General features: G+C 60.6%; 13 protein-coding genes. 10 read left to right on the top strand and 3 right to left on the bottom strand.

Going from position 1 to position 13,411, the window contains the following annotated elements; all coding sequences use genetic code 11:
• The first annotated feature begins 249 nt into the window (after positions 1–249).
• The 4 genes from X566_RS04110 to X566_RS04095 are packed head-to-tail and all read left to right on the top strand — an operon-like array spanning position 250 to position 3,781.
• Positions 250–1,992: a fumarate reductase/succinate dehydrogenase flavoprotein subunit gene (locus X566_RS04110; protein WP_034463732.1), complete on the top strand. Its 1,743-nt coding sequence runs from the start codon at positions 250–252 to the stop codon at positions 1,990–1,992.
• 29 nt (positions 1,993–2,021) lie between these two features.
• A complete protein-coding gene (locus tag X566_RS04105; RefSeq protein ID WP_034463729.1) occupies positions 2,022–2,255 on the top strand; it encodes a ferredoxin family protein in 234 nt (77 codons plus the stop codon).
• Between the two features lie 3 nt (positions 2,256–2,258).
• Entirely contained in the window at positions 2,259–3,236 is a 978-nt protein-coding gene (locus tag X566_RS04100; RefSeq protein ID WP_034463725.1) for a HEAT repeat domain-containing protein, read from the top strand.
• A gap of 38 nt (positions 3,237–3,274) precedes the next feature.
• Positions 3,275–3,781 (top strand): globin, encoded by a 507-nt coding sequence (locus tag X566_RS04095; RefSeq protein ID WP_409337806.1) that lies wholly within the window; start codon positions 3,275–3,277, stop codon positions 3,779–3,781.
• Positions 3,782–4,032: 251 nt separating this feature from the next.
• Here X566_RS04095 and X566_RS04090 read toward each other — a convergent pair whose 3' ends face one another.
• Positions 4,033–4,935, bottom strand: coding sequence for a LysR substrate-binding domain-containing protein (locus X566_RS04090; protein WP_152539791.1), 903 nt, complete (start codon positions 4,933–4,935; stop codon positions 4,033–4,035).
• 261 nt (positions 4,936–5,196) lie between these two features.
• Here X566_RS04090 and X566_RS04085 point away from each other — a divergent pair, with 261 nt between their 5' ends.
• The 4 genes from X566_RS04085 to X566_RS04070 all read left to right on the top strand — a co-directional run bounded on the left by X566_RS04085 (position 5,197) and on the right by X566_RS04070 (position 9,342).
• Positions 5,197–5,988 (top strand): enoyl-CoA hydratase/isomerase family protein, encoded by a 792-nt coding sequence (locus tag X566_RS04085; protein WP_034467797.1) that lies wholly within the window; start codon positions 5,197–5,199, stop codon positions 5,986–5,988.
• A 32-nt stretch (positions 5,989–6,020) separates the two neighbouring features.
• Positions 6,021–7,124 (top strand): tripartite tricarboxylate transporter substrate binding protein, encoded by a 1,104-nt coding sequence (locus X566_RS04080; protein ID WP_152539790.1) that lies wholly within the window; start codon positions 6,021–6,023, stop codon positions 7,122–7,124.
• Positions 7,125–7,231: 107 nt separating this feature from the next.
• Positions 7,232–8,239 (top strand): nitronate monooxygenase family protein, encoded by a 1,008-nt coding sequence (locus tag X566_RS04075; RefSeq protein WP_034463721.1) that lies wholly within the window; start codon positions 7,232–7,234, stop codon positions 8,237–8,239.
• Positions 8,240–8,415: 176 nt separating this feature from the next.
• Positions 8,416–9,342: a cyclase family protein gene (locus tag X566_RS04070; RefSeq protein WP_343213036.1), complete on the top strand. Its 927-nt coding sequence runs from the start codon at positions 8,416–8,418 to the stop codon at positions 9,340–9,342.
• A gap of 50 nt (positions 9,343–9,392) precedes the next feature.
• Here X566_RS04070 and X566_RS04065 read toward each other — a convergent pair whose 3' ends face one another.
• Entirely contained in the window at positions 9,393–10,076 is a 684-nt protein-coding gene (locus X566_RS04065) for a FadR/GntR family transcriptional regulator (protein WP_160170439.1), read from the bottom strand.
• Between the two features lie 254 nt (positions 10,077–10,330).
• On the opposite strand from X566_RS04065, the gene X566_RS04060 reads away from it, so the two are divergent.
• Positions 10,331–11,278, top strand: coding sequence for a tripartite tricarboxylate transporter substrate binding protein (locus tag X566_RS04060; protein ID WP_051443857.1), 948 nt, complete (start codon positions 10,331–10,333; stop codon positions 11,276–11,278).
• Between the two features lie 24 nt (positions 11,279–11,302).
• Here X566_RS04060 and X566_RS04055 read toward each other — a convergent pair whose 3' ends face one another.
• Positions 11,303–12,319 carry an NADP-dependent oxidoreductase gene (locus tag X566_RS04055; RefSeq protein WP_034467794.1) on the bottom strand — a complete coding sequence of 339 codons (1,017 nt, stop codon included), beginning with the start codon at positions 12,317–12,319 and terminating at the stop codon, positions 11,303–11,305.
• 157 nt (positions 12,320–12,476) lie between these two features.
• On the opposite strand from X566_RS04055, the gene X566_RS04050 reads away from it, so the two are divergent.
• Positions 12,477–13,409, top strand: a complete 933-nt coding sequence (locus tag X566_RS04050; protein ID WP_034463708.1) for a 3-keto-5-aminohexanoate cleavage protein — start codon at positions 12,477–12,479, stop codon at positions 13,407–13,409.
• Positions 13,410–13,411: the final 2 nt, after the last annotated feature.

Here is a 13,411-nt window from a genome sequence, read left to right as displayed (position 1 = left end):
GCCGGGAGAAACCATCCGAAGCGAGCAATTAATTTCCTCCGTCGGCTGCACATGCGGGTCCGTCAGCAACCATGGTCCGCTCGGTTGCTTCGATCCGCGCATGAGATCCGGCGTTTTGTGAATGCACCGGAGATGAGCCGCAAGAATGTTGGCAGGCGCTGACAACTAATTGCTCGCGCGGCAGGTCGATCTGCGATTCTCTCCTGCCAATCGTGGAATGGAACTGCTGAGACACCGGAGGCCATCGCAATGGCGATCGATCAGATTATCGACGGCACGTCCGAGGTATCATGCGATGTGCTGGTGATCGGAGGAGGCACGGCAGGCCCGATGGCTGCGCTGAAAGCGAAGCTGAAAAACCCGAAGGCCAACGTCGTTCTGCTCGAGAAGGCCAACGTCAAGCGTTCGGGGGCCATCTCGATGGGAATGGATGGCCTGAACAACGCCGTGATCCCCGGCTATGCGACGCCAGAGCAATACACGAAGGAGATCACGATCGCCAACGATGGCATCGTCGATCAGCAGGCGGTCTATAAATACGCCGAACGTTGTCACACGATCATCGAAGAGCTCGATAGTTTCGGCATCCGTTTCCTGAAAAACGAGAATGGCGATTTCGCCGTCAAGAAGGTGCATCATATCGGCTCGTACGTCTTGCCGATGCCGAATGGCGACACCGTGAAGAAGGCGTTGTATCGCCAACTGCGCCGGGCGCGAATCCTGATCTCCAACCGCTACATGGCAACGCGCCTTTTGACGTCATGGGAGGGACGTGTCGCCGGCGCGATCGCTGTCAATACGCGGACCGCGGAGTTTCTGGTTTTGAAGGCGAAGGCCGTGATCCTGTGCATGGGCGCGGCGGGAAGGCTCGGTCTGCCGACCTCGGGCTACATGTTCGGCACTTACGAAAACGCGGCGAATTCCGGTGACGGCTACGCGATGGCTTATCACGCAGGGGCGGCTCTTGCGAACCTGGAGTGTTTTCAGATCAATCCGTTGATCAAGGACTATAACGGCCCGGCCTGCGCCTATGTCGCTGGCCCTTTCGGGGCCTATACGGCCAATAACCAGGGCTCGCGCTTTATCGAATGCGACTATTGGTCCGGGCAGATGATGCTGGAGTTCTACAATGAACTGCAATCCGGCAAGGGGCCGGTATTTCTCAAGCTCAACCATCTGCACGACAGCACCATCAGCGAAATCGAAAACACGCTGCATAAGGTCGAGCGGCCGACCCGCGGTCTCTTCCACGAGGGACGTCACACCGACTACCGCAACGAGATGATCGAAATGCACATCTCCGAAATCGGCTTCTGCTCGGGGCATAGTGCGTCGGGTGTGTACGTTGATGAATTCGCACGGACGACGCTGCGTGGCCTTTACGCGGCCGGCGACATGGCGAGCGTGCCGCACAATTATATGCTGGGTGCATTCACCAACGGTTCCATTGCCGGCGAGGAGGCCATAGCGTTTGCCGACGGTAACGATCTTGCTCCGTTTGAGGATGGCGACGTCGCGAGGGAGAAGGAGCGGGTGCTTGCGCCGACGCGCCGCGACGATGGCATTCCGCCGAACCAGATCGAATACAAGACTCGCCGGCTTGTGAACGACTATCTGCAACCGCCGAAGGTCACCCGCAAGTTCGAGCTCGGGCAGCGGCGTCTCGCGGAAGTGCGCGACGATATGGACAACCGCATGATGGTGCGGAATGCCCACGAACTGATGCGGGCGCTCGAAGCGCATTCGATCCTTGATTGTGCGGAGATGGCGGCTTCGGCGTCGCTGTATCGGACCGAAAGCCGCTGGGGCCTTTATCATCTGCGAGCAGACTACCCGGAGAAGGACGACGAGAACTGGTTCTGCCACACGTTGCTGCGCAAGCGGGATGGCAGAATGACCAATGAGAAGCGGCCTGTCGCTCCCTACATCGTGCCGATCGCCGATGATGAGAAGGGTCTCTACGATCAGCAGCGCATTCGCGTGCGCGCCTGACGCACGAAACGATCTCAGGAGGGCATACCATGCCGCTTGCAACAACTCACACCACGGTTCCTGTCGTCGTCGACGAGGCCAAATGCATCGCTGACAAGGGCTGCACGGTTTGCGTCGATGTATGTCCGCTCGACGTTCTGCGGATCAGCGACATGACCGGAAAGGCTTACATGGCTTACGACGAATGCTGGTACTGCATGCCTTGCGAGACGGACTGCCCAACCGGCGCGGTGAAGGTGAACATCCCCTATTTGCTGCGGTGACGTATGGCTCAACTGTTCGAATCCTACGACGATGTCGATGATATCAGCCAGGGCCTGAAGGCTGACGATCCGGGGGAGCGACGTATTGCGGTGATCGAACTGGGACATTCGGGAGATCCCAAGGCGATCGTGCATCTAGGCGGTATGACGGCTGATCCCGATGCCGGTGTGCGCCAGCAGGTAGCGCTTGCGCTGGGAGAGTTTGATGGCCTGCCCGTCGCTGCTGCGCTTGCGACGTTGTTGGTGGATGTCGAAACGGCGGTGGCTGGCGCCGCTGCGGACAGCCTTGCCGAGTTGAAGGACCCGGCATGCGCGGAGGCGATCCTGCCGCTGGTCGGGCATCGGGATGCGTTCGTGCGTGCGCGCGCTTTGCGGGCGCTGAAAGAACTACGTCGGAAGGATGCCCTGAAGCCGGCGCTCGACGCGCTCCGCGATGCGGATGAAGGGGTGCGCGCGCAGGCTGTTGGCGTGATCGGCTTCCTTAAACTGGAAGAGGCTGTTCCTGCACTCATGGCCGCCACGGGTGATGACGGCGCAGTGGTTCGCAAGGCAGCCGTCAGCGCGCTGGCCTTTTCGAGCGCGCGGTCGGCGGTCGGAGCGATTGTCGGTGCGCTCGCCGATCCCGACTGGATGGTGAGGGAAACCGCTGCCGAAACCCTGGGCATGAACGGGGGCGCTGAGCAGGCGGTCGCGCCTCTGATCGAAGCTGTCGCAGATGATGTCTGGCAGGTCCGCCTGAAAGCCGTTCGCAGCCTCGGCCGCATGAAGGCCGTCGCCGCCGTCGAGGCGATCGGGCGGTGTCTCGATCATTCGCAAGTCAATCTCCGCAAGGAGAGTGCTGCTGCGCTCGGCGAGATCGCCGATGCGGCCGGTCTGCCGTTCCTCGAGGCAGTGTTCGATGATCCGGATCCTGAAGTGCGCAAGAACGCACGTTGGGCGGGGCAGCAGATCGTGCTCAAGCGGCAGCGCGAAGGGAGGTGATCACTGGTCGGTCAGTCGTCCTGCCGATGATACATCCATTGTCGGGCGCCGCCTTGACGCTTCGTCATGGCGCTCTCCTCCTGTACGATACAGAAAAGTCGGGGAAGGAGACCACAGTGAGCGCTTGTACGGGCAGGCATATTGTCGACAGCCTTGAGCTGGCTTCCAGCCGTTGTGGCGATTTGACGCCACTAGTCTATGAGCGCCTGTTTCGAGAGCGCCCGGAAACAAGAGCGCTGTTTCGGACAGACCCTAGCAACTTGATCAAGGGATCGATGCTCGAACTGGCGCTCGAAGCGATCTTGGATTTTGCGGGTGATCGGAAAGCGGCCCATCGCCTGATCTTCTGCGAGGTCCAGTCTCACGATGGTTACGGCACGACGCCGGACCTGTTTTGCGTGTTCTTCCGCGTTATTGCCGATACGTTGCACGATCTGCTGCAGGACCAGTGGTCTTCGGCGATCGATAACGCATGGCGAACGACGCTTGATGCGCTGGACGTCTACGTCAACGAGGCTGTTCGCGCGATGCGGCCGGCCGGCTAAGGCGGTCGATTTCCGGATCAGTCCTTCTGCAGGGCCGCCGCAAGGGCAAGTTCCAGCTCGTGGCCAACGTCATCGAGGGATTGGCTGTTGCGGGCCGCACGGCACATGGCGACAGTTCCTTCCACCGAGGCAACGATCAATGCGACAATTCGCAATGCAATCGCGTCAGTCGAACAACTCCCCCGAATTTTCGCGAGATACCACGGTGAGTGTCGCCGGCGAGACGATTATCGGCGCAGCTGAGGCTGCCCCTATTTCGCGGCAAAGATCAAGCCTTTCCGGAAACCTTCGTCCAATCCACTGATGAGTTCGGCCTCGAAATCCAGGCTCAACTTTGAGCGCGGGCGATCTTTTGGAATCACGAGATTGATCTCGATGCGGTTGGCCGGCACAAATGGCTTGACGGCCAAATCCGAAAACTCCGCTCCCTGGAAGATCAGGGAGTCGATCAGGGCTACATAGGGGCCTGCGCGCGCCAGAAGACATGCCGTGTTCGGCAGACTGACTTCGACGACGGCATCGAGCGTCGTCATGATGTCTTCAATGTTTGGACGAAGCGGCGTCTTCGGCCCATATGTGACGAGTTTCTGCCCCGCCAGGTCCTTGAGGCCGACCTTTTTCAATCGGGCAAGCGGGTGATCCGGCCGCATGGCGCAGACCAGTTGCAAGCTGCCCAGTTGCTTGGTGCCGACCTGAGCATCCTGGCCGGCTCCGTAGACAAGACCGAGGTCGAACTCACGGCGTGCGACACGATCGAAAATCTGTCGGGAATAGGCTGTTTCGAGGCGCAGGCGTACGTCCGGTCTGTTGGCGTGGAACCGCGCAACAAAATCCGGGAGCAGCACATTGATCAGGGTGGCGTTGCCGATCACCGACAAGAAACCGGCTTTGCCGGTGCGCAGATCCTGTGTGACGCGATCGAGAATTCCCAACTGGCCGATGATACGGTCGACCTCGGGAAACAGTTGCTCGGCTTCCGGAGTCGGAACGAGTCGGCCGCTGATGCGGTGAAATAGCCTGACGCCGGTTTGATCTTCGGTGTGCTTGAGAAACGCGCTGATCGCCGGTTGCGAAACGTTCAGCATGCGTGCGGCCTGGGTCAACGAGGACGACGACATGATCGCGTGAAACACCTCGAGTTGGCGAGCATTCACGATGGTCACTCCCTTGACGGTGCTGGCGGCTGAAGCGTAGCGCTCGCGAACCTATAATCAAGCCTTATAGGATGCACCGACATTGCCGCAGTGCGGCAATGTTTCCGCTTTGCTGGAAGCGCGAGACCCGGTTGTGGCGAGGTATCGTTAGACAGCCGTACACATAAGACGAGCTTATCCATACTTCGCATTGCGTGATTGGACGATGGCTTCGTGGTCGATGTATGTGGTCTGAAACATCGGCACACGGGAGGCGGCATCATGACGGATGAAGTGCTCTATGAAACGGATGGACCGATCGCCACCCTCGTTCTGAATCGCCCCGATAAGATGAACGCCTTCAATGTGGCGTTGTTCTCCGCGCTTCAGCGCGCGCTCGATGCAGCAGAGAAAGACCCGAACATTCGTGTGCTGATCATCAAGGGAGCGGGGCGCGCGTTCTCGGTCGGAATGGATCTGGAGGGCGGTGCAACGCCTGCGCAGCTCGGTGTGACAGGGGACCGCAATCGTTTGCAGGACCATATCGAGGATTTCCTGCGCGTCTGGAATTTTCCAAAGCCGGTGATCGGGCAAGTGCACGGGTATTGCTGTGCGGCGGGTACGATGCTGGCATTGGCCTGTGACATCACGTTGGTTTCCAGCGATTGCAAGATCCGCTTTCCCAGCATTCCGATCGGCGGCGGCTTCGTGTCTTCGTTCTGGGCCTTCTTCGTTGGTCCCAAGCGCGCCAAGGAGATGGATTTCATCGCCGGCAGTGAGATATCAGGCGCGGAAGCCGAAGTCTGGGGATGGGCCAATCGCGCCTATCCACCTGCGGAGCTGGCCGCGCGCGCCACACAGATGGCTACGGCCATTGCCAAGACGCCGTCGGATCTGCTGCGCCTCAAGAAGATGGCGATCAATCGTGTGGTCGAATGGCAAGGATTCCGGCAGGCGATGATCTCGGGGGCCGAGTGGGATACGCTCTGCCATTTCAGCGACGGTGCGCGCGAGATGCGCCAGCGCGTGGCTGATCTTGGCATGAAGGAAGCGATCAAGTCGCTGCAGGCATAGCCGGGCTGAATGCGTCGCAGCAACCCATAGGTTTGTCTTATCGCCAGCTCAGGGGAAACGAAATTGGCTCTGCCAGAAACCCTGTACGCCGCCTCCAGAGAAAGGGGGCGTGTGTCATCCGGATCACGCCGCACGTATGCGGAGGATGCAACGTGGTGATGGCTGCAAGGGTCCTTGCATTGGGCGTCGCGCTTCTCGTATCGGCTGTGATGTCATCGCCGGGGCGGGCGGCGGATATCTGGCCGAGCCGAGCGGTGACGATCGTTGTGCCGTATGCTGCGGGGGGCTCGACCGATGCCATGGGGCGGCTGCTCGCACAACGGCTCGGCGAAACACTTGGTCAGCCGTTCGTTATTGAGAACAAGAGCGGCGCGAGCGGCAATGTCGGGGCGGCGGCCGTGGCGCGCGCACGTGCGGATGGTTATACGATCCTGCTTGCGACCAACAGCCAGGCAGCGTTGAACAAGCTGCTATTCAAGGAACTGTCGTATGATCCGCTCAAGGACTTCTCGCCGATTGTCCTGATTGGGGACATCCCGCAATTGGTCGTGGTTCGCTCCGACCTTGGCGTGAATTCGTTCGCTGAACTCGTCGCCTATGCCAAGGCGCATCCGGGCAAGCTGTCGTTCGGTTCAACTGGCGTCGGTTCGCAGGGGCATCTTGCAGGTTTGCTGCTCGGGGCAGCCACCGGCATCGAGATGTTGCATGTGCCCTATCGCGGCTCGGCGCCGATCGTTACGGACCTGCTTGGCCACAGGCTCGATGTGGCCTTCGACGCGTTGCCGACATACCTGCCGGTGCTTGGAGAAGGCAGGGTGAAGGCGTTGGCGGTGACCACGCCGGCGCGAAGCGCGCTGCTGCCGGATGTTCCGACCGTCATCGAGAGCGGTGTTCCAAACTACGACGTTGCCCCCTGGTTTTCTCTGGTAGCCCCGAAAGGTGCGCCCGCCGAGATTGTCGCCAGGATCAACGACGTTGTCACCGCCTATGTCCACTCGGAGGAGGGCAGAACCAAGCTCACGGCTCTCGGTTATCGGCCACTGGGTGGCGCCGTGTCGGTGTTGTCCGAGCGCATCCAGCGGGAAATCGAAAAATGGAAGCCGATCATTGCCGCCGAACGAATTGCGTTGGATTGATCCCAGCCGGCGGCAACGATGCGGGAACAGTGCGAGCAACAATTGAAGACCAATGACCCAAGCCGGTTCAAACGACGAACCACCTCTCCATCTGTCAGGAGGCCTGCATGACCTTCGCCGATGAACTCCGCGGTCGGATTCTGCTTCCGGCGATATGCGCTCCCATGTTCCTGGCAAGTTCGCCGTTGTTGGTCATCGAAGCCTGCAAGGCCGGAATTGTCGCCGGTCTTCCGCGCGGAAATTTTCGCTCGTTCGAAGAGTTCAGCCAGGCAATCGGGCATATCGGTCGCACGCTCGAGGCGTATCGACAGGCTGATCCACAGGCGGTGATCGGTCCTGTTGCCGTCAATCTCTCGACGGCATCCAGTCCCGAGGACCTCGACGCCCACATCGATCTGTGTTGCCGTCACGGCATTGATCTGTTTATCACCGCGACGGGAAATCCGACCGAGACCATCAAGCGAATCCATCACTTCGGAGCCAGGGTCTTCTGCGATGCGATTTCCCTGCGCTTCGCCGAAAAGGCGATCGCAGCAGGCGCCGATGGAATCACGGCAATCGGTGCCGGTGGCGGCGGGCACTCGGGCGTAGTCAGTCACCTCGCTCTCATCCCGAAGATCAGGCAAATGTTCGATGGCGTCCTCGTAATGGCGGGATGCGTTTCCGATGGAGCCGCGATCCGCGCAGCAGAGGTTCTCGGCGCCGACCTAAGTTATCTGGGCACGCGCTTCATCGCGACACAGGAGTCCGGGGCTCCTGATCGTTACAAGGAGATGCTGGTCAGCCAAGGTGCGACCGACCTGATTTTCACGCCAGCCCTCGGCGGGGTGAGCTGCAATTGGCTGCAAGAATCGCTGCGTGAGAACGGTCTCGATCCTCTCAATCTGCCGAAGCCTCAGGGCAGGATGCGCTACGATCATTTGCCCGAGCATGTCAGGCCCTGGAAGACGGTATGGAGTGCCGGACAAGGCATCGAGCTTATCAACGACATTCCATCGGTGGCCGAACTCGTCGCGCGCTTGCGCTCTGAGTATGTTGACGCATGCAATGTTCGAAGCATGGCGCACGTCGCGCGGCTGGTCGATGAAGCGGGCACGCAGGCCAGACGCGGATGACGCTGGAGCTCCCGGATAGCGAGCGCGCCTCTCGACGGCTCGCCATTCCATAAAAACGAAGGGCGTGGAGGATTGTCATGCGACGATGGAAAAATCGGCCGGAAGGATCGAACTGGGGTGAGTTCGGCGAGGACGATCAGAAGGGGCGGATCAATCTCATCACGCCGGACATCCGGTTGAAGGCTGCCGCTCAGATCAAGCACGGCCTCTCTTTTTGTTTGAGCCTGCCGTTGGACTATCCGGGTGGGAACGCGCTCATCAAAGCGCGTCAGCAGCCACGGCTGTTCACGGTTCGCCGGGAGGGAGGGCAGGTCAACTACAATTTTCCCTGGCGTGCCCTGACCTGCCAGCACGATCATCTCGACGTTACCTGCGACGATGCGGTGACGCTGTTTACGCAATATTCCACTCAGTGGGATGCGCTGAGCCACTATGGGCAGTTCTTCGATGCCGACGGCGACGGCGAGGCGGAGAAGGTCTACTACAACGGTTTCCGTGCCGAAGAGCACATCATCTCCCCTGCGGAAGGAAGCGATGAACCGCGCGCTAAGGCGCTCGGTATTCAGAATCTGGCGGAGACCTGCGCTCAGGGGCGCGGCACGATGGTCAACCTGCATGCCGTCTATGGGCGAGACCGCGTTGCCGTCGGATACGACGACCTGATGCGGATCATGGACCAGCAGAACGTGACGGTGGAGAAGGGAGACTTCCTTTGCTTCTACACCGGGTTCGATGATGTGCTGCTCGGCATGCACAAGGAGCCGGACCCTAAGCTGCTCCATGCCGTCTGCTGCGGTTTGGATGGTGGCGACGAGAAGCTTCAGCAGTGGATCAGCAATTCAGGCGTGGTTGCGCTAATTGCCGACAATACGGCAGTGGAGCTGCTTCCGTCTGCTCGGCGCGGAAGGGGACCGCGGCCGCTGTTGCCGCTGCACGCGCACTGTCTTTTCAAGCAGGGCATCCACCTTGGGGAGTTATGGTATCTGAAGGATCTCGCCGACTGGCTGATGGCCACCAAGCGTTCGCATTTTTTCCTGACGGCGCCGCCATTGCGTCTTCCAGGCAGCGTCGGATCACCGCTGACCCCCGTCGCGACTGTATGACATGCCAATACCCACGGTATGGGCGAGAAGGACGTCCAGGATAGCAAGCCCTATTTGAGCTTCAGCTCGGTATGCTCCCTGGCGCTGGTGACCGCCCGGGTTGCGCGGACGTGCTGCTCCATGCGGCGGTGGGCCAGATCCGGATTCTGTGCTTCGATTGCTTCGATGATCTTCGTATGGGCGAGGATCGCAGCCTTGCGGACCTCCATGGTGTCGTACTCATCGGCGGTGGTGGAAATCGCCACACCGAATGACATGGAAAACAGGAAGGCGGCCAGCAGGTCGTTGCGGCTGGCGGCGCCAACGGTGTTGTGCCACTCGACGTTCACAGCGGCAAATTGCATCCGGTCGTTGACCGCCGCCGTCAAATCCTGATTCAGCATCTTGAGTTTGGCGATATCGGCGGCGCTGCGGCGCTCGGCGGCAAAGCGGGCAATGGTTGGCTCGATCGTCTCGCGGGTTTCCTGGACGGTCCTGAGAGAGAGCCTGCGTCCGCGGATGAACTGGCCGACGAAATGGCCCATCGCCTCGTTGCCCGGCAGGCTGACGATGTTGCCGCCGAGGCGCCCGTGCTTCGGCCGGACGAGGCCTTCCACGGCCAGCATGCGCAGGGCCTCGCGGACCGACCCACGACTCAATCCGGTTTGGGTGACGAGCTCGCGCTCGGTGGGCAGGCTCTCGCCCTCGGCGATTCCTCCGTCGAGGATCGTCTCGCGCAGCTTGGCCGCGAGCACGTCATAGGATTTCGGCACCGAAACGCGAGGGAGGACGACCTCCTTCTTTGTCCGCTGTTTGCGCATTCTCCAGGGTCCTTCGACGAGAAGGGTCGATTCTCGTAATAATATAATGGTAGGAGCAAATAACAAAGTCTGCTATTTGGCGGAAACAATAACTGAGCCGGGTGATCTGAGAAACCCGCACAAGCGCCGGTCCCCGGAGGGGTGGACGGTCAGCCATGGGAGGAATGCGAATGAGACGGAGATGTTTGTTGGCGGGCCTCTCGGCCCTGATCTTGGCGATTCCTGCCACCTCGTTTGCGCAGTCCTATCCCACGCGTCAGATTACGTTGGTTGTGCCATTTCCGGCGGGGAGTGCGACGGATGGCGTCGCGCGCCGGCTTGCTGAAAGCTTGAAGGACGCTAGCGGCGCCACGGTGATCGTGGAGAACAAGCCCGGCGCGGATGGCAATCTAGCGGCACTATCGGTGCTGCGCGCCGATCCGGACGGCTACACAGTATTCGTGACGACCAATTCGACTCACGCCGCGAATGCCAGTCTGTTCAACACGATGCCATTCGATCCGAAGAAGGATTTCGCCCCGGTCGCCGGCGTAATGACGATCCCGATGATGCTGACGGTGAAATCCGATTCACCGGTCAAAACCTTATCTGAGTTTATCGCTTTGGCGAAGAAGAGGGAAAAGCCATTGAGCTTTGCAAGCGGCAACACCTCAAGTCGCGGGGCTGCCGAACTCTTCAAATCGCGTGCGGGCATCCAGATGCAGCATGTGCCTTATCGCGGTATGCCGCAGGCCCTGACGGACGTCGTCGGTGGCCAAGTCGATACCATCTTTTCGGATACGTCGAGCGGACTGGGGCTGGTCCGCGACGGTTCTCTCCGGGCGATCGCGGTGACGAGCCCGAAGCGGATCAGTTCGATGCCGGACGTGCCGACCATCGCCGAGAGCGGTTTGCCCGGTTATGAACTCGCGGCTTGGGTCGGTGTCTTCGTTCATGCCAAGACTGCGCCGGATATCATCGCCAAGCTGAACCGTTGGATCACGGCATTCGTCAACGATCCAGCGACGGTCAGTTACATGGGGACGATCGGTGCGACGCCGTTCCCTTCGACGCCGGAGGAACTCGCGGCCTTCGCCGACGCCGACACGAAGCGCTGGGCGGAGATCGTCGAGGTCGCAAAGATGGAGAAGAAGTAGCGCTGCTGCAGCGGTTTCTCTCGATTACAAGCGGACCAGTTGCTTGCCGAAATTCTGACCCGCCATCATGCGCAGGAAGGCTTGCGGCACGCGCTCGAAGCCTTCCAGCACATCCTCCTTCGTCTGGATCGCGCCGCTCTTATGCCACGCCGCCAGTCGCGCAAGCGCCTCGTCGCGCCGGTGCCACCAGTCGAATACAACGAGCCCTTGAATCATGGCGCGGGTCACGATCAGCCGTGAGCTTGCGCGCAGGCCGATGTCCTCTTGGTCGAAGGTATCGGCGAGTGCGATCCGTCCGCAGATGACGACGCGGGCGGCGACAGCCAGATTCTTCAGCACGGCATCGTGGATCGGCCCGCCGGTGTTATCAAAGAAGACATTCACGCCATTTGGACAAGCGGCGGCAATGGCGGAGGTGGGATCGTCAGCCGTCTTATAGTTGATGGTGGCGTCGAAGCCGATCGTCCGACACCAGGCGAGCTTTTCGTCGGAGCCCGCGATTCCGACCACGCGTGCCCCGGCCAGCTTCGCGATCTGGCCGACGAGCTGCCCAACTGCGCCGGACGCGGCGGAAACGACGACAGTGTCGCCAGGGCGCGGTCGGCCGATTTCGAGCAGGCCGATATAAGCGGTGAGGCCAGTCATGCCGAGCCAGGACAGCGACGCCTGCGGCGGTGCGATACCGGGATCAACCTTGTTGACGCGCGATGCGCCGGGCAGGTCCGGTGTCAGAACCGCCCACTCCTGCCAGCCGACATCCATCGACTCGGCGATATCGCCGATCTTCCACGCTGGATGATTGCTCGCGACGACTTCGCCGACGCCGCCGCCCTGCATCACTTCGCCGATCTGGACGCCCTTGGCGTAATTGGCTGAGGGGCTGATGCGACCGCGCATGTAAGGGTCGACTGACAACCATTGTGTTCTGATCAGGATCTGACCCGGTCCGGGCGTTGGCCGCTGCGCCTCAATGAGTGTCCACGTCGCTTCGTCGGCGGCGCCGCGGGGGTGGGATGCAAGGATCCATTGGCGGTTCTGCATGGACGTCTCCTCGAGGGTGCGGCCACGGACCGCAATGCCAAACACGCTGAGCAGCCTATCGTTTTCCGTAAAATGGTCAAACCATTTGACAAAGGATCGGAAGGAGGCCAGTTTCGCCCCGCTTCAGCAAGAGGTTTGCAAGGGACGGGGAGCGCCTGTGAAACGCATCGACAAGGTGATCATCAGTTGCGCCGTAACCGGCTCGATCCATACGCCGACGATGTCGGAGGCGCTCCCGGTGAATTCGGCTCAGATCGCGGAACAGGCAATCGGTGCGGCCGAAGCGGGCGCAGCGATCCTGCATCTCCATGCACGGCGGGAGGAGGATGGCTCGCCGACGCAAGATCCGGCCATGTTCAGCCGCTTCCTGCCGAGGATCAAGCAGAGCTGCGATGCGGTCGTGAACATCACGACGGGCGGCGGCCTCGGCATGAGCCTGGATGACCGGCTGGCGGCGGCCAAGGCGCTGAAGCCGGAGCTCGCTTCGATGAACATGGGCTCGCTGAATTTCGGCTTGTTCCCGGCCGTGAGCAGGATCAAGGAATTCAAGCATCCTTGGGAGCGTCCATATCTGGAGATGACGAAAGACTTCATTCTGTCGAATACGTTCGCACAGATCGAGCGCGGCATCACCGAGCTCAGCGCACTTGGAACACGGTTCGAGTTCGAGTGCTATGACGTCGGCCATCTCTATAATCTCGCGCATTTCGTCGATCGCAAGATGATCGAGCCGCCATTCCTGGTGCAGTGCATCTTCGGCATTCTCGGCGGCATAGGTCCCGATCCCGAGAATCTGATGCACATGAAGCGCGTCGCGGATTCGTTGTTCGGCGGCGATTACATCCTTTCCGTGCTCGGCGCCGGCCGCCATCAGATGGGACTCGTGACCATGGGCGCGATCCTTGGCGGCTGCGTGCGCGTCGGTCTCGAAGACAGTCTCTATATCGGCAAGGGGCGCATGGCGCGCTCGAACGCAGAGCAGGTCGCCAAGATCAAGCGCATTCTGGAGGATTTGTCGCTGGAAGTCGCAACGCCGGACGAGGCGCGCCGCATGCTGAAGCTCAAAGGCGCCGCACAGGTCGGCTTCTAACA

Origin of the sequence: Afipia sp. P52-10, assembly GCF_000516555.1 — a bacterium.
Lineage (GTDB): Bacteria > Pseudomonadota > Alphaproteobacteria > Rhizobiales > Xanthobacteraceae > P52-10.
The sequence above is the reverse complement of the archived record's forward strand: the minus strand, read 5'-3'. Positions and strand labels throughout refer to the sequence as shown.

What these genes read in the sequence shown, in the direction of transcription:
- X566_RS04110 (WP_034463732.1), top strand. Translation starts at nt 250, where the DNA reads ATGGCGATCGATCAGATTATCGACGGCACGTCCGAGGTATCATGCGAT.
- X566_RS04105 (WP_034463729.1), top strand. Translation starts at nt 2,022, where the DNA reads ATGCCGCTTGCAACAACTCACACCACGGTTCCTGTCGTCGTCGACGAG.
- X566_RS04100 (WP_034463725.1), top strand. Translation starts at nt 2,259, where the DNA reads ATGGCTCAACTGTTCGAATCCTACGACGATGTCGATGATATCAGCCAG.
- X566_RS04085 (WP_034467797.1), top strand. Translation starts at nt 5,197, where the DNA reads ATGACGGATGAAGTGCTCTATGAAACGGATGGACCGATCGCCACCCTC.
- X566_RS04075 (WP_034463721.1), top strand. Translation starts at nt 7,232, where the DNA reads ATGACCTTCGCCGATGAACTCCGCGGTCGGATTCTGCTTCCGGCGATA.
- X566_RS04055 (WP_034467794.1), bottom strand. Translation starts at nt 12,319, where the DNA reads ATGCAGAACCGCCAATGGATCCTTGCATCCCACCCCCGCGGCGCCGCC.